This window comes from Streptomyces sp. NPDC025833, from assembly GCF_055558055.1.
Window position 1 is genome coordinate 23882 of record NZ_JBVHNF010000018.1, and the last position, 17819, is coordinate 41700.

15 protein-coding genes and 1 pseudogene are annotated in these 17819 nt (G+C 72.3%); 15 read left to right on the forward strand and 1 reads right to left on the reverse strand.

Going from position 1 to position 17819, the window contains the following annotated elements:
- Positions 1-58: 58 nt before the first annotated feature.
- The 9 genes from ftsW (at position 59) to ACZ4K2_RS28930 (ending at position 8649) form a co-directional block, all read left to right on the forward strand.
- Entirely contained in the window at positions 59-1420 is a 1362-nt protein-coding gene (gene ftsW, locus ACZ4K2_RS28890) for a putative lipid II flippase FtsW (protein WP_467469420.1), read from the forward strand.
- Positions 1421-1426: 6 nt separating this feature from the next.
- Complete coding sequence (gene murG / locus ACZ4K2_RS28895) at positions 1427-2515, forward strand: undecaprenyldiphospho-muramoylpentapeptide beta-N-acetylglucosaminyltransferase (protein WP_467469422.1); 1089 nt, start codon at positions 1427-1429, stop codon at positions 2513-2515.
- Positions 2516-2541: 26 nt separating this feature from the next.
- Positions 2542-3336 carry a cell division protein FtsQ/DivIB gene (locus tag ACZ4K2_RS28900; RefSeq protein WP_467469424.1) on the forward strand — a complete coding sequence of 265 codons (795 nt, stop codon included), beginning with the start codon at positions 2542-2544 and terminating at the stop codon, positions 3334-3336.
- A gap of 279 nt (positions 3337-3615) precedes the next feature.
- Positions 3616-4824, forward strand: coding sequence for a cell division protein FtsZ (ftsZ, locus tag ACZ4K2_RS28905; protein ID WP_467469426.1), 1209 nt, complete (start codon positions 3616-3618; stop codon positions 4822-4824).
- Positions 4825-4841: 17 nt separating this feature from the next.
- On the forward strand, positions 4842-5549 hold the full coding sequence (gene pgeF / locus ACZ4K2_RS28910) for a peptidoglycan editing factor PgeF (protein ID WP_467469428.1): 708 nt from the start codon (positions 4842-4844) through the stop codon (positions 5547-5549).
- A gap of 6 nt (positions 5550-5555) precedes the next feature.
- Positions 5556-6275, forward strand: coding sequence for a YggS family pyridoxal phosphate-dependent enzyme (locus ACZ4K2_RS28915; protein ID WP_467469430.1), 720 nt, complete (start codon positions 5556-5558; stop codon positions 6273-6275).
- A gap of 128 nt (positions 6276-6403) precedes the next feature.
- Positions 6404-7045 (forward strand): cell division protein SepF, encoded by a 642-nt coding sequence (locus ACZ4K2_RS28920; protein WP_467469432.1) that lies wholly within the window; start codon positions 6404-6406, stop codon positions 7043-7045.
- Positions 7046-7106: 61 nt separating this feature from the next.
- Positions 7107-7397 (forward strand): YggT family protein, encoded by a 291-nt coding sequence (locus ACZ4K2_RS28925; protein ID WP_467469434.1) that lies wholly within the window; start codon positions 7107-7109, stop codon positions 7395-7397.
- A gap of 52 nt (positions 7398-7449) precedes the next feature.
- The gene (locus ACZ4K2_RS28930) at positions 7450-8649 is read left to right on the forward strand and encodes a DivIVA domain-containing protein (protein ID WP_467469436.1); all 1200 of its coding nucleotides are present in this window, start codon (positions 7450-7452) and stop codon (positions 8647-8649) included.
- Between the two features lie 184 nt (positions 8650-8833).
- On the opposite strand, the gene ileS is transcribed toward ACZ4K2_RS28930, so the two are convergent.
- Positions 8834-11977 (reverse strand): isoleucine--tRNA ligase, encoded by a 3144-nt coding sequence (gene ileS / locus ACZ4K2_RS28935; protein WP_467469438.1) that lies wholly within the window; start codon positions 11975-11977, stop codon positions 8834-8836.
- A gap of 594 nt (positions 11978-12571) precedes the next feature.
- On the opposite strand from ileS, the gene ACZ4K2_RS28940 reads away from it, so the two are divergent.
- The 6 genes and pseudogenes from ACZ4K2_RS28940 to ACZ4K2_RS28965 form a co-directional block, all read left to right on the forward strand.
- On the forward strand, positions 12572-13585 hold the full coding sequence (locus tag ACZ4K2_RS28940; protein WP_467469440.1) for a TraR/DksA family transcriptional regulator: 1014 nt from the start codon (positions 12572-12574) through the stop codon (positions 13583-13585).
- A gap of 67 nt (positions 13586-13652) precedes the next feature.
- Positions 13653-14288, forward strand: coding sequence for a signal peptidase II (gene lspA, locus ACZ4K2_RS28945; protein ID WP_467469442.1), 636 nt, complete (start codon positions 13653-13655; stop codon positions 14286-14288).
- A gap of 61 nt (positions 14289-14349) precedes the next feature.
- Complete coding sequence (locus tag ACZ4K2_RS28950; protein WP_467469444.1) at positions 14350-15294, forward strand: RluA family pseudouridine synthase; 945 nt, start codon at positions 14350-14352, stop codon at positions 15292-15294.
- The gene (locus ACZ4K2_RS28955; protein ID WP_467469446.1) at positions 15291-15758 is read left to right on the forward strand and encodes a GNAT family N-acetyltransferase; all 468 of its coding nucleotides are present in this window, start codon (positions 15291-15293) and stop codon (positions 15756-15758) included. The genes ACZ4K2_RS28950 and ACZ4K2_RS28955 overlap by 4 nt, the downstream gene beginning before the upstream one ends.
- A 128-nt stretch (positions 15759-15886) precedes the next feature.
- Entirely contained in the window at positions 15887-17473 is a 1587-nt protein-coding gene (locus ACZ4K2_RS28960; RefSeq protein WP_467469448.1) for a Na+/H+ antiporter, read from the forward strand.
- 114 nt (positions 17474-17587) lie between these two features.
- Positions 17588-17746: pseudogene (locus ACZ4K2_RS28965) on the forward strand (oxidoreductase); the annotation flags it as partial.
- Between the last annotated feature and the right edge of the window lie 73 nt (positions 17747-17819).

Consider the following 17819-nt stretch of genomic DNA (forward strand, 5'->3'; position numbering starts at 1 on the left):
CTGCCGGGCGGATCTTGGGAGGGACGCGTGGGACGGCCGACGTTCAGTGGAGGCGCCGATGCCCGGTAGCCGTACCGGCCGGCCGCCCGTACAACGGGCGGCCCGCCGTCCCGCCGTCCTTCGCGCCGCGCCCGAGAACCCCGTGCGGCGGCTGGTCACCCGCGCGCGCAAAGCCTGGGACCGCCCGCTGACGGCCTACTACCTGATCCTCGGCGGCAGCGTGCTGATCACGGTGCTGGGCCTGGTGATGGTCTACTCGGCCTCCCAGATCACCGCGCTCCAGCTCTCGCTGCCCGGCTCGTACTTCTTCCGCAAGCAGGCGCTCGCCGCGCTCATCGGCGGCGCACTGCTGTTCGCGGCCTCCCGCATGCCGGTGAAGCTGCACCGGGCGCTGGCCTACCCGATCCTCGCCGCCGCCGTCTTCCTGATGGTCCTGGTGCAGGTCCCCGGGATAGGGATGTCGGTCAACGGCAACCAGAACTGGATCTCCCTCGGCGGTTCCTTCCAGATCCAGCCGAGCGAGTTCGGCAAGCTGGCCCTGGTCCTCTGGGGCGCGGACCTGATCGCCCGCAAGCAGGAGCGCAAGCTGCTGACCCAGTGGAAGCACATGCTGGTGCCCCTGGTGCCGGGCGCCTTCCTGCTGCTCGGGCTGATCATGCTCGGCGGCGACATGGGAACCGCGATCATTCTCACAGCGATCCTGTTCGGCCTGCTGTGGCTCGCGGGGGCGCCGACCCGGTTGTTCGCCGGGGTGCTCTCGATCGCCGGCCTGATCGGCGTGGTCCTGATCAAGACCAGCGACAACCGGATGGCCCGGCTCGCCTGCATCGGCGCCACCGAGCCCAGGACGGGCGCGGCCGACTGCTGGCAGGCCGTGCACGGCATCTACGCCCTCGCCTCCGGCGGATTCTTCGGCTCCGGGCTCGGCGCGAGTGTGGAAAAATGGGGCCAACTCCCGGAAGCCCACACCGACTTCATCTTCGCCGTCACCGGTGAGGAACTGGGGCTGGCGGGCACGCTGTCGGTACTCGCCCTGTTCGCGGCTCTAGGCTATGCGGGTATCCGCGTGGCCGGACGCACGGAGGACCCCTTCGTGAGGTACGCCGCGGGAGGCGTGACCACCTGGATCACCGCCCAGGCGGTGATCAACATCGGTGCGGTGCTCGGCCTGCTGCCGATCGCCGGCGTCCCGCTCCCGCTGTTCTCCTACGGAGGGTCCGCCCTGCTGCCGACCATGTTCGCCATCGGGCTGCTGATCGCCTTCGCGCGCGACGAGCCCGCTGCGCGGGCGGCGCTTGCGATGCGGCAACCCCGCTTTGGTAGAAAGCGTGCGGGAGGCTCCGGTGCCGAGCGGGGGCCTCGGAGATGGAACACGATGCGACGGCGTGCCTCGGCGGCGCGCTCGTCCGGAGAGCGGTGAATTTCGGTGCATGTCGTACTCGCCGGTGGGGGGACCGCCGGCCACATCGAGCCCGCGCTCGCCCTCGCGGACGCCCTGCGCAGGCAGGACCCGACCGTGGGGATCACGGCCCTGGGCACGGAGCGCGGCCTGGAGACCCGGCTCGTCCCGGAGCGCGGCTATGAGCTGGCGCTGATCCCGGCGGTGCCGCTGCCCCGCAAGCCCACCCCCGAGCTGATCACCGTCCCGGGCCGGCTGCGCGGCACCATCAAGGCCGCCGAGCAGATCCTGGAGCGCACCAAGGCGGACTGCGTGGTCGGCTTCGGCGGTTACGTCGCCCTGCCCGGCTACCTGGCCGCCAAGCGCCTCGGCGTGCCCATCGTGATCCACGAGGCCAACGCCCGCCCGGGACTGGCCAACAAGATCGGCTCGCGGTACGCGGCCCGGGTCGCCGTCTCCACCCCGGACAGCAAGCTGCGCGACGCCCGCTACATCGGCATCCCGCTGCGCCGGTCCATCTCCACGCTGGACCGCGCCGCCGCCCGCCCGGAGGGCCGCGCCCGCTTCGGTCTCGACCCGAACCTGCCCACGCTGCTCGTCTCCGGCGGCTCGCAGGGCGCCCGCCGGCTCAACGAGGTGGTCCAGCAGGTCGCCCCGTGGCTCCAGCAGGCCGGCATCCAGATCCTGCACGCGGTCGGCCCGAAGAACGAACTGCCACAGGTGCATCAGATGCCGGGAATGCCCCCCTATGTCCCGGTAAGTTACCTGGACCGGATGGACCTCGCGTACGCCGCGGCCGACATGATGCTGTGCCGCGCGGGCGCGATGACCGTCGCCGAACTCTCCGCCGTCGGGCTCCCGGCCGCGTACGTCCCGCTGCCCATCGGCAACGGCGAACAGCGGCTGAACGCCCAGCCGGTGGTCAAGGCGGGCGGCGGACTCCTCGTCGACGACGCGGAGCTCACGCCCGAGTGGGTGCAGCAGAACGTGCTGCCCGTGCTCGCCGACCCGCACCGGCTGTACGAGATGTCCCGGGCGGCAAGCGAGTTCGGCCGCCGGGACGCCGACGACCTGCTCGTCGGCATGGTGTACGAGGCGATCGCCTCACGCCGTTAGGACCATATGACGAAGGGGCAGTGAGCGTGGCCGGACCGACGACCGCCCAGCGCGGTGAACGCCAGCAGAAGTCGTCCGGCCCGCCGCCCGCCCGCGGGCTGCGGCGGCCCCGCGTCCGCCTGCTCGCCCTCCTGGCCGCACTCGCCGTGCTCCTGGGGGCCGCCACCACCTGGGTGTTGTACGGCTCACAGTGGCTGCGGGTCAGGCAGGTATCGGTGTCGGGCACGTTCGCGCTGACCCCCGCGGAGGTCCGCCGGGCGGCGGCCGTCCCCGTGGGGGCGCCGATGGCCTCCGTCGACACGGACGCCATCGGGGCCCGGCTCCGCCGCGGGCTGCCCCGGATCGACACGGTGGACGTGACCCGGTCCTGGCCCCACGGCATCAGCCTGGACGTGGTCGAGCGCACTCCGGTCCTGCTGGTCCGCAAGGGCGGCGGCTTCGTCGAAGTCGACCACGGCGGCGTCCGGTTCGCCACGGTGGCGCGGGCGCCGGGCGGCGTCCCGGTGCTCGAACTGGCCGCCTCCCGGAAGGGGCCGGGCGCCGCGAGCCTGCGCCGCTTCGGCGCCGACCGGCTGGTGCGCGCCGCCGTCCGGGTCGCCGGCGACCTGCCCCCGTCCGTGGCCCGGTCCACCCGGACCGTCCAAGTCCGGTCCTACGACGCCGTCTCACTGCTGCTGGGCGACGGCCGCACGGTGGCGTGGGGCAGTGACGAGGAGGGCCGCGCCAAGGCGCGGTCCCTCACGGCACTCATGAAAGCAGCTCCCGGCGCACGGCACTTCGACGTCAGCGTGCCCACCGCCCCCGTGTCATCGGGGAGTTGACGCACATCAGCGCAGGCCAGCACCCTGGTTGGGCGCCGCCATGGCTGATCACATAGGGTGAAAAGAAAAACGGGAGGTTCGGCGTGTTCGTTGAACGGGCGCCGCTTGTCGACTTAGTGTCCTGTTCAGAAGACTCCAGGGAACAGACACACTGGTAACCCTAAACTTCAAGGTTAGGGTTCGGGTCGGCGCTACGGACCGTCCCATTCGGCATCTGCCGTCCCCGCGCGGGGCACCGCACGGTGACGGCGACGTAATTCGAGGCGAGAGGCCTTCGACGTGGCAGCACCGCAGAACTACCTCGCAGTCATCAAGGTCATCGGTGTCGGCGGCGGTGGTGTCAATGCCATCAACCGGATGATCGAAGTCGGTCTCAAGGGCGTCGAGTTCATCGCCATCAACACCGACGCGCAGGCGCTGTTGATGAGCGACGCCGACGTCAAGCTCGACGTCGGCCGTGAACTCACCCGCGGACTCGGCGCCGGAGCCAACCCGGCCGTCGGCCGCAAGGCCGCCGAGGACCACCGCGAGGAGATCGAGGAGGTCCTCAAGGGGGCCGACATGGTCTTCGTGACGGCCGGTGAAGGCGGCGGCACCGGCACCGGCGGCGCACCCGTCGTGGCCAACATCGCGCGCTCGCTCGGCGCGCTCACCATCGGCGTGGTCACGCGCCCGTTCACCTTCGAGGGACGGCGCCGCGCGAACCAGGCCGAGGACGGCATCGCCGAGCTGCGCGAGGAGGTCGACACCCTCATCGTCATCCCGAACGACCGGCTGCTGTCCATCTCGGACCGCCAGGTCTCGGTCCTGGACGCCTTCAAGTCCGCGGACCAGGTCCTGCTCTCCGGTGTTCAGGGCATCACCGACCTCATCACCACCCCGGGCCTGATCAACCTGGACTTCGCCGACGTCAAGTCGGTCATGTCCGAGGCCGGTTCGGCCCTCATGGGCATCGGCTCGGCCCGCGGCGACGACCGCGCGGTGGCGGCGGCCGAGATGGCGATCTCCTCGCCGCTGCTGGAGGCGTCCATCGACGGCGCCCGCGGCGTGCTCCTCTCCATCTCCGGCGGCTCCGACCTCGGCCTGTTCGAGATCAACGAGGCCGCCCAGCTGGTCAGCGAGGCCGCCCACCCCGAGGCCAACATCATCTTCGGCGCCGTCATCGACGACGCCCTCGGCGACGAGGTCCGGGTCACCGTGATCGCGGCCGGCTTCGACGGCGGTCAGCCGCCGGCCCGCCGGGACAACGTCCTCGGCTCGGCCGCCGCGCCCTCCGCCGGCCGCCGTGAGGAGCCCGCCCCGTCCCGGCCGAGCGAGCCCAGCCGTCCGTCCTTCGGCTCGCTGGGCAGCGTCAAGCCGAAGGAGGAGCCGGAGCCGGCGCCCGAGCCGGTGCCCGACCTCCCGGTCGCCCCGCCGGTGACGCCGGCGCCGCGGACCTACTCGGACAGCACGGCCGAGGAACTGGACGTGCCGGACTTCCTCAAGTGATAGGTCGGCACGAGAGCGTGAGCGGCGCGCACTTCGCCTTCACCGACCGGTGGGGCGGGGTGAGCGCCGCTCCGTACGAGGAGCTGAACCTCGGCGGCGCGGTCGGCGACACGCCCGAGGCGGTACGCGAGAACCGCCGGCTGGCCGCCGAGTCGCTCGGGCTGGACCCGGCCCTGGTGGTCTGGATGAACCAGGTGCACGGGGCCGAGGTCGCCGTGGTCGACGGACCCTGGGGCGAGCGGCCGGCGCCGGAGGCGGACGCGGTCGTCACCGCCCGCCGCGGCCTCGCCCTGGCCGTCCTGACCGCCGACTGCGTGCCGGTGCTGCTGGCCGACCCCGTCGCCGGGGTCGCCGCCGCGGCGCACGCCGGTCGGCCCGGCATGGTCGCGGGAGTCGTTCCCGCCGCCGTGCGGGCCATGGTGGAACTCGGCGCCGCCCCGGAGCGGATCGTCGTCCGCACCGGACCGGCCGTGTGCGGCCGGTGCTACGAGGTGCCGGAGGCGATGCGCGCCGAGGTGGCCGCCGTCGAGCCGGCGGCGCACGCCGAGACGAGCTGGGGCACACCGGCGGTCGACGTGAGCGCCGGCGTGCACGCGCAGCTCGACCGGCTCGGGGTGCGCGACCGGGCGCAGTCGCCGGTGTGCACGCTGGAGTCGCACGACCACTTCTCGTACCGCCGCGACCGCGCCACCGGGCGCCTCGCCGGCTACGTCTGGCTGGACTGATGAGGCATGACGGACCGTAAGACCGAACTCGCCGCGAACCTGGCGAAGGTGGAGGAGCGCATCGCCGCCGCGTGTGCGGCGGCCGGGCGCGCCCGGGAAGAGGTGACCCTGATCGTGGTCACCAAGACGTACCCGGCCAGTGATGTGCGGATCCTGTCGGCACTCGGTGTGCGGGACGTGGCCGAGAACCGGGACCAGGACGCCGCGCCGAAGGCCGCCGCCTGTGCGGATCTGCCGCTGGAATGGCACTTCGTCGGTCAGTTGCAGACCAACAAGGTGCGTTCCGTGGTCGGTTACGCCGGTGTCGTGCAGTCCGTCGACCGTTCCCGGCTCGTCACGGCCCTGTCGAAGGAGGCGGTGCGGACCGGGCGCGAGGTGGGCTGCCTGATCCAGGTGGCGCTCGACGCGGACGCGAGCGGCAGGGGGGAGCGCGGGGGCGTGGCCCCGGCGGGAATCGAAGAGTTGGCCGACCTCGTCGCCGGGTCGCCGGGACTGCGGCTCGACGGGCTGATGACCGTCGCGCCGCTGGCCGGCGAGTACGCGGGACGCGAACAGGCGGCGTTCGGGCGCCTCATGGATTTGTCGACCGACCTGCGCCGAGTCCATCCGGCTGCAACCATGGTGTCCGCAGGGATGAGCGCGGACCTCGAACAGGCCGTGGCCGCCGGGGCGACACATGTGCGCGTCGGCACCGCGGTACTCGGAGTCCGCCCCAGGCTCGGGTAACGTCGCCAGGAAGTCGGACCACAGCAGAAAATATGGTCAATGCCCGTGAAATTGGGCACAAAGACCACGTGGATCGCGGGCACTTGGCAGACGTCAGTCGATCCACCACAGAGCGGAGGACTCAGAGAATGGCCGGCGCGATGCGCAAGATGGCGGTCTACCTCGGCCTCGTGGAGGACGATGGGTACGACGGCCGCGGATTCGACCCCGACGACGACTTCGAGCCCGAGTTGGACCCGGAGCCCGAGCGGGACCACCGACGGCACGAACCGTCACATCAGCCGCATGGCGCGCATCAGTCCCAAAGGGACGAAGAAGTGCGAATCGTGCAACCCCCCGCCCCCCGTGAGCCGGTGGCCCGCGCGACTTCGCTCGCCGCGGAATCCGGACGTCCGGCGCGCATCGCGCCCGTGGCATCCATCACACAAGAACGTCAGTCCCTGGAGAAGAACGCGGCGGTGATCATGCCCAAGGTCGTGTCGGAACGAGAGCCGTACCGGATCACCACGCTTCACCCCCGGACCTACAACGAGGCCCGTACCATCGGGGAACACTTCCGCGAGGGCACTCCGGTGATCATGAATCTGACGGAGATGGATGACACGGACGCCAAGCGACTTGTCGACTTTGCGGCCGGTTTGGTGTTTGGTCTTCACGGCAGCATCGAGCGGGTGACGCAGAAGGTGTTCCTGCTGTCTCCTGCTAACGTCGATGTCACGGCGGAGGACAAGGCCCGCATCGCAGAGGGCGGGTTCTTCAACCAGAGCTGAGACGCACGACCGGACCGAAGTACGGAAGAGCACGGGAACAGGGGAGAGGGAACGTCAGGCCATGAGCGTGTTCGCGCAGGTGATCTACATCGCGCTGATGCTGTTTCTCGTCGTCCTCATCTTCCGGCTGGTCATGGACTACGTCTTCCAGTTCGCCCGCTCGTGGCAACCCGGCAAGGCGATGGTGGTCCTCCTGGAGGCCACCTACACTGTCACCGATCCACCGCTGAAGCTTCTGCGGCGGTTCATCCCGCCGCTGCGTCTCGGGGGCGTGGCGCTCGACCTGTCCTTCTTCGTACTGATGATCATCGTCTACATTCTCATCTCCGTCGCGCAGCATTTCGTGAGATGAGGGTGGACGATCCGGTCTTGCCGACTGCCGATGACTACGTTGAGGTGAAGAGATGCCGTTGACCCCCGAGGACGTGCGGAACAAGCAGTTCACGACCGTCCGCCTCCGAGAAGGCTATGACGAGGACGAGGTCGATGCCTTCCTCGACGAGGTCGAAGCCGAACTGACCCGTCTGCTCCGCGAGAACGAGGACCTGCGCGCGAAGCTGGCCGCCGCGACGCGAGCCGCCGCGCAGAACCAGCAGAACATGCGCAAGCCTCCGGAGCAGGAGCAGCATCCGCAGCAGCAGCATCCTCAGCAGCATCCTCAGCAGCAGCACCCCCAGCAGGGCATGCGAGGTCCCGGCGCACCGGTGCCCGCCGGCATATCGGGCCCGCCGCAGCAGCAGATGGGTGGCCCCATGGGTGGTCCGCCCCAGCTGCCGAGCGGTGCCCCGCAGCTGCCCGCCGGCCCCGGCGGTCAGGGCGGCCCGCAGGGTCCCGGCCCCATGGGCCAGGGTCCGATGGGCCAGGGTCCGATGGGTCAGGGGCAGATGGGCCAGGGCCCGATGGGTCAGGGCCAGATGGGCGGTCAGCCGCCCATGCAGCAGCAGATGGGCGGTCCGATGGGCGGCCCCATGGGCGGTCCGATGGGCGGCCCCGGTCAGGCCCCGGGTGGCGACAGTGCCGCCCGTGTCCTCTCGCTGGCCCAGCAGACCGCCGACCAGGCGATCGCCGAGGCCCGTTCCGAGGCCAACAAGATCGTCGGCGAGGCCCGCAGCCGCGCCGAGGGTCTGGAGCGCGACGCCCGTGCCAAGGCCGACGCCCTGGAGCGGGACGCGCAGGAGAAGCACCGCGTGGCGATGGGCTCCCTGGAGTCCGCACGCGCCACGCTGGAGCGCAAGGTCGAGGACCTGCGCGGCTTCGAACGCGAGTACCGCACGCGCCTGAAGTCGTACCTGGAGTCGCAGCTGCGTCAGCTGGAGACCCAGGCGGACGACTCCCTGGCGCCGCCGCGTAATCCCGCCGCCGCGTCGCTGCCGCCGTCCCCGACGCCCTCCATGGCCCCGGCCGGCGCAAGCGCCCCGTCCTACGGCGGCAACCAGGCGCTGGGCAACTCGCCCGCCCCGTCCGGCCCGTCCTACGGCGGCCAGCAGCAGATGACCCCGGCGATGACCCAGCCCATGGCCCCGGTCCGCCCGCAGGGCCCGTCCCCGATGGGTCAGGCTCCCTCGCCCATGCGCGGGTTCCTGATCGACGAGGACGACAACTGACCGGCCCGCGGGACCGGTAGCGACAACGGCGTCGGCAGCGTCCACAAGGGCGGGCCCCCGGACCTCGGTCCGGGGGCCCGCCCTTTTCGCACGGGGTGGGCACACGTACCGCGGCGGCCCCGCCCACCGCGGGCACGAGGAAGGGCCCGGCCCCCCAGGGGGACCGGGCCCTTCCCGGTGTCCGTTACGCCTTGCGCAGGCGGAACACGAGCGACAGGCCCTCGTCGGTGAAGGGCTCGCCGAACGTGTCGTCCGCCTCGCCCTGGGCGAAGTCGGTCGCGAGGACCTCGTCGGCGATCAGCGCGGCGTGCTCGCCGAGCGCCGCGACCACCGCCGGGTCCGTGGAGGTCCAGCGCAGGGCGATCCGGTCGGCGACGTCCAGGCCGCTGTTCTTGCGGGCCTCCTGGATCAGCCGGATCGCGTCCCGGGCCAGGCCCGCCTGGCGCAGCTCCTCGGTGATCTCCAGGTCGAGCGCCACCGTGGCACCGGAGTCGGAGGCCACCGACCAGCCCTCGCGCGGGGTCTCCGTGATGATCACCTCGTCGGGGGCGAGGGTAACCGTCTCACCGTCGACCTCCACGGAGGCCGTGCCCTCGCGCAGGGCGAGGGACAGCGCGGCCGCGTCGGCGCCCGCGACGGCCTTCGCCACGTCCTGCACCCGCTTGCCGAACCGCTTGCCCAGCGCGCGGAAGTTGGCCTTGGCGGTCGTGTCCACCAGCGAGCCGCCCACCTCGGACAGCGACGCCAGCGCGGAGACGTTCAGCTCCTCCGTGATCTGCGCGTGCAGCTCGCGGTCCAGCGAGCCGAAGCCGCTCGCCGCGATCAGCGCGCGGGACAGCGGCTGACGCGTCTTGACACCCGACTCCGCGCGCGTGGCGCGGCCCAGCTCCACCAGCCGGCGGACCAGGACCATCTGCTTCGACAGCTCCGGGTCGATCGCCGCCAGGTCCGCCTCCGGCCAGGTGGCCAGGTGCACGGACTCCGGCGCGCCCGGGGTGACCGGGACGACCAGGTCCTGCCACACCCGTTCGGTGATGAAGGGGGTGATCGGGGCCATCAGCCGGGTGACCGTCTCCAGCACCTCGTGCAGCGTGCGCAGCGCGGCCTTGTCCCCCTGCCAGAAGCGGCGGCGCGAGCGGCGGACGTACCAGTTGGACAGGTCGTCCACGAAGGCGGACAGCAGCTTGCCGGCGCGCTGGGTGTCGTACGCCTCCAGCGCCCGGGTCACCTGGTCGGTCAGCGCGTGCAGTTCGGACAGCAGCCAGCGGTCCAGGACCGGGCGCTCGGCCGGGGCCGGGTCCGCCGCGGACGGCGCCCACTGCGACGTACGGGCGTACAGCGCCTGGAAGGCGACCGTGTTCCAGTACGTCAGCAGGGTCTTGCGGACGACCTCCTGGATGGTGCCGTGGCCGACCCGGCGGGCCGCCCACGGGGAACCGCCGGCCGCCATGAACCAGCGCACCGCGTCCGCGCCGTGCTGGTCCATGAGCGGGATCGGCTGGAGGATGTTGCCCAGGTGCTTGGACATCTTGCGGCCGTCCTCGGCCAGGATGTGGCCCAGGCAGACGACGTTCTGGTACGACGACTTGTCGAAGACGAGGGTGCCGACGGCCATCAGCGTGTAGAACCAGCCGCGGGTCTGGTCGATCGCCTCGGAGATGAACTGCGCCGGGTACCGGCTCTCGAACAGCTCCTTGTTCTTGTACGGGTAGCCCCACTGCGCGAACGGCATCGAACCCGAGTCGTACCAGGCGTCGATGACCTCCGGCACGCGCGTGGCCGTCTTGCCGCAGTCCTCGTGCGGGCAGGCGAAGACGACCTCGTCGATGTACGGCCGGTGCGGGTCGAGGTCCGACTGGTCGCTGCCGGTCAGCCCGGTCAGCTCCGCGCGGGAGCCGACGCAGGTGAGGTGGTCGTCCTCGCAGCGCCAGATCGGCAGCGGGGTGCCCCAGTAGCGGTTGCGGGACAGCGCCCAGTCGATGTTGTTGTTCAGCCAGTCGCCGAAGCGGCCGTGCTTGACCGTCTCCGGGAACCAGTTGGTGCCCTCGTTCTCCTGGATCAGGCGGTCCTTGACCGCCGTGGTCCGGATGTACCAGGAGGGCTGCGCGTAGTAGAGCAGCGCCGTGTGGCAGCGCCAGCAGTGCGGGTAGCTGTGCTCGTACGGCAGGTGCCGGAAGAGGAGGCCGCGCTGCTGGAGGTCCTCGGTGAGCTTCTCGTCGGCCTTCTTGAAGAAGACGCCGCCGACCAGCGGCACGTCCTCCTCGAAGGTGCCGTCCGGGCGGACCGGGTTGACCACCGGCAGGCCGTAGGAGCGGCAGACCTTGAGGTCGTCCTCGCCGAAGGCGGGGGACTGGTGGACCAGACCCGTGCCGTCCTCGGTGGTCACGTAGTCGGCGTTGACCACGTAGTGGGCGGACTCGGGGAAGGCGACCAGCTCGAACGGGCGCTGGTACGTCCAGCGCTCCATCTCGGCGCCGGTGAAGGTCCGGCCGGTGGTCTCCCAGCCCTCGCCGAGCGCCTTGGCGAGGAGCGGCTCGGCGACGACGAGCCGCTCCTCGCCGTTGGTGGCGACGACGTAGGTGACCTCCGGGTGCACGGCGACCGCGGTGTTGGACACCAGCGTCCAGGGGGTCGTCGTCCACACCAGGAGCGCGGCCTCGCCGGCCAGCGGGCCGGAGGTGAGCGGGAAGCGGACGTACACGGAGGGGTCGACGACCGTCTCGTAGCCCTGCGCCAGCTCGTGGTCGGACAGGCCGGTGCCGCAGCGGGGGCACCAGGGGGCCACGCGGTGGTCCTGGACCAGCAGGCCCTTGCCGAAGATCTCCTTCAGCGACCACCAGACCGACTCCACGTACTCGGGGTCCATGGTCCGGTAGGCGTCGTCCAGGTCGACCCAGTAGCCCATGCGGGTCGTCAGCTCGGCGAAGGCGTCGGTGTGCCGGGTCACGGACTCGCGGCACCGGGCGTTGAACTCGGCGATGCCGTACGCCTCGATGTCCTGCTTGCCGGAGAAGCCCAGCTCCTTCTCGACGGCCAGCTCGACGGGCAGGCCGTGGCAGTCCCAGCCGGCCTTGCGGGCCACGTGGTGGCCGCGCATGGTGCGGAAGCGGGGGAAGACGTCCTTGAAGACGCGGGCCTCGATGTGGTGGGCGCCGGGCATGCCGTTCGCGGTGGGCGGGCCCTCGTAGAACACCCACTCCGGGCGGCCCTCGGACTGCTCCAGGCTCTTGGCGAAGATCTTCTGCTCGCGCCAGAAGTCGAGCACGGCGTGCTCAAGAGCGGGCAGGTCGACCTGTGCGGGCACCTGGCGGTACGTCGGCGCTGTCATCTGCGAGCATCCTCCAACGGACTTGCTGCCTTCCGTCGGAGGGACGAGAGCCTTCGTTCCTGTCTACGCCGTGTGCGGCGCGCTCCCGCGGTACCACCCTCCTTGGCCCTCCGCCGCGCCCTGTGCGCCGGTGAGCCCCCTCATTGGGGTCGCGAAGCCGGTTCTACCGGCCCCAGCGCACTGGCTGCGGCTTTCTTCCGGCGGCTCCGGGGTGATCTTCACGTCGCGCTCGCCCCCGGGCTCACACCGTCCCCGGGTCGCTCTGGGCTGCGTACGCCGCTACTCGTCCCCATCCACGCTTCTCGCTGCGCCCAGTGTACGGCGCCGCGCGGACAGCGGCTGACCGGTTTTCCGGGGGCGGGGCGCGGGCGGCCCGCGTGACCCGAACGGCGAGGGGGCGGGGGCCCGGCTCCGGGCCGGGCGGGCCCGGCGGATTACCGGGCGGGGAGCTGGGCACAACGGATGCAGGCCCGTGGCTCGGGGGGTGCGGGCGGGCGAATCGGGCGGTGCGCCCCGTTGCCGCGGGACCCGAGTCGATTTATCGTCCCAGCACGATTCGCGAACAAGATCACAATATGTGAAGGGGTCGCGGCCATGGTGGCGAAGAAGACCGCCGTGCAGCAGGCGGCGACCGGGAAGACCGGCGCGAGGCCTGCCGCCAAGAAGACGGCTCCGGACACGACGGCCGCCGAGGGGACGGCTGCCGCGGACCCGGTCGCGGCGAAGGCGGCCGCGCGGAAGACGGCCGCCGGGAAGGCGGCCGGGCCGGCGGCCGGCGGGAGGACGGCCGGGCGGAAGACCCCGGCGGCCGCCGGGCGGGCGGCGCCCGCGAAGACGGCCGGCAGGAAGGCGGCCACGAGGACGGCGGCCGGGCGGGCGAACGCCACGGGAACGGACGCGCCGGGAACGGACGCCACGGGAACGGACGCCACGGGAACGGACGCCACGGGGACGGACGCGGCGGAGCGGCCCGCGGAGAGGCGGGCGGCCGCGGGCCGGGCGGGTACCGGGAAGGCCGCCGCCGGAAAAGCCGCCGGTCACCGGGGGGCGGCGGGGACGGCGGCGGGGAAGAGCACGGCCAGGAGAGCGGGCGCGGCGCGGGCCGCGGAGCAGACGGGAGCCACGACGGTGGTTGCGAAGAAGACCCCCACGTCCACCGCCACGGCGGACCAGACCGCCGTCCCCAAGGCGCGCGGCACCGCGGCGGACGCCGGCGAGCTGGCGGTACGCCCCGGGGAGGACCCGTGGACCGAGGAGGAGGCCGCCGGGGCCCGCGCGGAACTCCAGTCCGAGACGGAGCGGCTGCGCGAGGAGATCAGCTCGTCCGAGGCGTCCCTGGTGGGCCTGATGCGGGACTCCGGGGACGGCGCGGGCGACGACCAGGCCGACACCGGCACCAAGAACATCACGCGCGAGCACGAACTGGCGCTCGCCGCCAACGCGCGCGAGATGCTCACCCAGACCGAACGCGCCCTGGAACGGCTGGACGCGGGCACCTACGGACTGTGCGAGAACTGCGGCAAGCCCATCGGCAAGGCACGCATGCAGGCGTTCCCCCGGGCCACCCTGTGCGTGGAGTGCAAGCAGAAGCAGGAACGCCGCTCCTGAGCGTGGGGCGCCGCCGGGCCGTGCCGTAGTCTCGTGCCCAGTCAGGCACCTAGGTTGAGGGACTCACGTGGCAGAGGCGGAGCGGATCATCGGTATGCCGGACACCCCGGACGGCGACGGCGAGCGGACGGCGGCGGCCGGGACCCCCGCGGGCCCGGGCGCGGCCGGGGCGAGCGGTGTACCGGGGGAGGGTGACGCGGGGGAGCGGCGGGCCGGCCGCGGGCGCCGGATCGCCGTGCTGTTCGCGGTGGCCGTGTTCGCGTACGCCCTCGACCTGAGCAGCAAGCTGCTGGTCGTCTCGCGGCTGGAGGGCCACGCGCCGATCCGGGTCGTGGGGGACCTGCTGGAGCTGCACGCCATCCGCAACCCGGGGGCGGCCTTCGGGTTCGGCGCGGCCTTCACGATCATCTTCACGCTCATCGCCGCGGCCGTGATCGTGGTGATCATCCGGCTGGCCCGCAAGCTCTACAGCTTCCCGTGGGCGGTCGCGCTCGGCCTGCTGCTCGGTGGTGCGCTCGGCAACCTGACGGACCGGATCTTCCGGGCGCCGGGCGTCTTCGAGGGCGAGGTGGTGGACTTCATCGCGCCCAAGGGCTTCGCGGTGTTCAACCTCGCCGACTCCGCGATCGTGTGCGGCGGCATCCTGATCGTGCTGCTGTCCTTCCGCGGCCTCGACCCGGACGGCACCGTCCACAAGGACTGAGCCGGACGGGTTGTCCACAGGCTCGTGCGGGGGCGGCGGCGCCGTCCGGCATACTCGACGGGTGAGCACGATTCCCGAGATCCGCACCCTGCCCGTGCCCGACGGCCTGGAGGGCGAGCGCGTCGACGCCGCCATCTCGCGCATGTTCGGCTTCTCCCGCACGAAGGCGGCGGAGCTGGCCGCGGCCGGCAAGGTCCAGATCGACGGCGCGGTGGTCGGCAAGTCCGAGCGGGTGCGCGGCGGCGCCTGGCTGGAGGTCGAGATGCCGCAGGCACCCGCGCCGGTGCAGGTGGTCGCCGAGCCGGTCGAGGGCATGGAGATCGTGCACGACGACGACGACGTGGTCGTGATCGTCAAGCCGGTCGGCGTGGCCGCGCACCCGTCGCCGGGCTGGTCCGGACCCACCGTCATCGGCGGTCTCGCCGCCGCCGGCTACCGGATCTCCACCTCCGGCGCCGCCGAGCGCCAGGGCATCGTCCACCGCCTTGACGTCGGCACCTCGGGCCTGATGGTGGTCGCCAAGTCGGAGCGCGCCTACACGTCGCTCAAGCGCCAGTTCAAGGAGCGCACGGTCGACAAGCGCTACCACACCCTGGTCCAGGGCCACCCGGACCCGACCAGCGGCACGATCGACGCCCCCATCGGCCGCCACCCGAACCACGACTACAAGTGGGCGGTCACGGCCGAGGGCAAGCCCTCGGTGACGCACTACGACCTCATCGAGGCCTTCCGCGCCGCCTCCCTGCTGGACGTGAAGCTGGAGACCGGCCGCACCCACCAGATCCGCGTCCACATGTCCGCCCACCGCCACCCCTGCGTGGGCGACCTCACCTACGGCGCCGACCCCACCCTCGCCAAGCGGCTGGGCCTGACCCGCCAGTGGCTGCACGCGGTGCGCCTCGGCTTCGAGCACCCGGGCGACGGCGGCTGGGCGGAGTTCACCAGCGACTACCCCGAGGACCTCCGCAGGGCGCTCGACCAGGTCCGGGAGGAGACGTGGGCGTGAGCCCGGCGTACACGGTCCGCACCGCCGGGGACCCCGCCGACCGCGAGGCGTGCTTCGCGGTCCGCAGGGAGGTCTTCGTGGTCGAGCAGGGCGTCGCCGAGGACATCGAGTACGACGCCTACGACGCCGTCGCCGTGCACGTGCTGGCGGTCCGCGAGGACGGGGTGCCGCTGGGCACCGGCCGGCTGCTGCACGGCGAGGCGGCGGCCGCCAAGACCGGCGGCGACCCGTCGGTCGGCTCGCTGGGCCGGCTCGCCGTCGCCCGGGCGGCCCGCGGGCTCGGTGTCGGCGCCGCCCTGGTGCGCGCCGTCGAGGACGCGGCCCGCGCACACGGACTGGCCGCGGTGGACCTGCACGCGCAGACCCACGCCCTGGGGTTCTACGAGCGCCTCGGCTACACGCCGTACGGCCCGGAGTTCCCCGACGCGGGCATACCGCACCGGGCGATGCGCCGGGCGCTGTAGGGCGCCCGCGGCCGGGCCCGGTGATGTGCGAACACGCGTGCACGAGATCGCCGATCTTGGGGTACCCGCAGGTCGCGGTGGCAGACTTGAGATCTGCCGTGTGATCGTCGACCCCCGGAGCGCCGTCCGTGGATCAGCTTGCCCTGTTGTTCGTACTGCTGCTCGCGGCCCTGGTGAGCGTCCCGGTGGGAGACCGGCTGGGGGTGCCCGCGCCGGTCCTGATGACCGTCCTCGGCGGGGCGCTCGCCCTGGCCGACTTCGTGCCCAACGTGAACATCCCGCCCGACCTGATCCTGCCGGGGCTGCTGCCGCCGCTGCTGTACGCGGCCGTCCGGCGCACCTCCTGGCGGCAGTTCGCGGCCAACGTCCGGCCGATCTTCCTGCTGGCCGTCGCCCTGGTCTTCGTGACGACGGTGTGCGTGGCGTTCGTCGCCAACGCGATCGTGCCGGGCCTGCCGATCGCCGCGGCCGTCGCGCTCGGCGCCCTGATCGCGCCGCCCGACCCGGTCGCCGCGACGAGCGTCGCCGGCCAGCTCGGCCTGCCGCGCCGCCTGGTGTCGATCCTGGAGGGCGAGGGCCTCTTCAACGACGTCACCGCCATCGTGCTGTACCACGTGGCGATCGCCGCCGCCGTCAGCGGGGCGTTCTCGCCCTGGCAGGCGGGACTGGACCTGGTGCTGTCCGCCGTCGTCGCGGTGGCCGTGGGCCTGGTGCTGGGCTGGGGCGCGAACCGGCTGATGGACCTGCTCGGCGATCCGACGCTCCAGATCGGAATGACGCTGCTGGTGCCGTACGCCTCCTACGTGCTCGCCGAGAAGCTGCACGGCTCCGGGGTGCTCGCCGTGCTCACCACCGCCCTCTTCCTCGCCGAGTACGCCACCGACGCCGACGACGTGATGACCCGGCTCGCCGGGCACACCTTCTGGGACATCATCGACACCCTCGTCACGGGCGTCGCCTTCGGGCTGATCGGCCTGGAACTGCACAACGCCGTCCGCACGGCCCAGGGGCGGTGGGGCGAGATGCTCGGCTGGGCCGCCGCCGTGGTGGGCGTGGTGATCGTCGTCCGGCTGCTGTGGCTGCTGCCCGCGACCTGGCTGACCAAGCGGCTGCACGCGCGGCGGGACTACGACGAGGAGATCCCGGTCAGCTGGCGGGAGACCGTCGTGATGTGGTGGTCCGGGATGCGCGGGGTGGCGTCGGTGGCGCTCGCGCTGGCCGTGCCGCTCGAAGTGGACGGCGGCGCCCCGTTCCCCGACCGCGACGAGATCATCTTCATCGCGTTCGGGGTGATCGTCGTGACGCTGGTGCTCCAGGGCCTGACCCTGCCGTGGCTGGTGCGGCGGCTCGGGGTGCGGGCCGACTCCGAGCGGGAGAAGGAGTTCGAGAAGGAGCTGGCGGTCCGGGCCGCGAGGGCGGCGAAGCGCCGGCTGCGCGAGATCGAACAGGTGGAGGAACTGCCCGAGGAACTCTCCGAGCAGATGCTGCGCCGCGCCTTCGACATCGGCATCCGGATCAGCCCGGACATGGGCGAGGAGGAGCGGCGGGAGGCGCAGCACCAGCGGGCCAAGCGGATCCGGCGGGTGCGGCGCATCCAGAACGAGATGCTCAGCGCCGCCCGGCACGAGGTGCTGGCCGCGCGGAGCGAGCCCGGCTCGGACCCGGAGATCGTGGACCGGGTGCTGCGCCACCTCGACGTGCGCAGTCTGCGCTGAGCGGCCCCCGCCCACGCGTCCCGCCGGCCCGGTGACCGGTACGGCCGCCGTGCGGATGTGACGGTCCTGTGACAACTCCCGGCACCGGCGGCGGAGCGCTCCTAGGCTCGCCCCATGACTCGCAACATCGTGATCAGCGGAGGCGGCACGGGCATCGGACGGGCGGCGGCGCACGCCTTCGCCGCGGACGGCGACCGGGTGCTGCTGCTGGGCCGGCGCGCACAGGTGCTCGGGGAGGCGGGCGTGCCCGGGGCGCTCACCTACGCCGCGGGCCCGGGCCCCCCCCCCCCCCCCCCCCCCCCGGGCCCGGGGGCCGGCCCGGCCCCCCCCCCCACCCACCAACCCC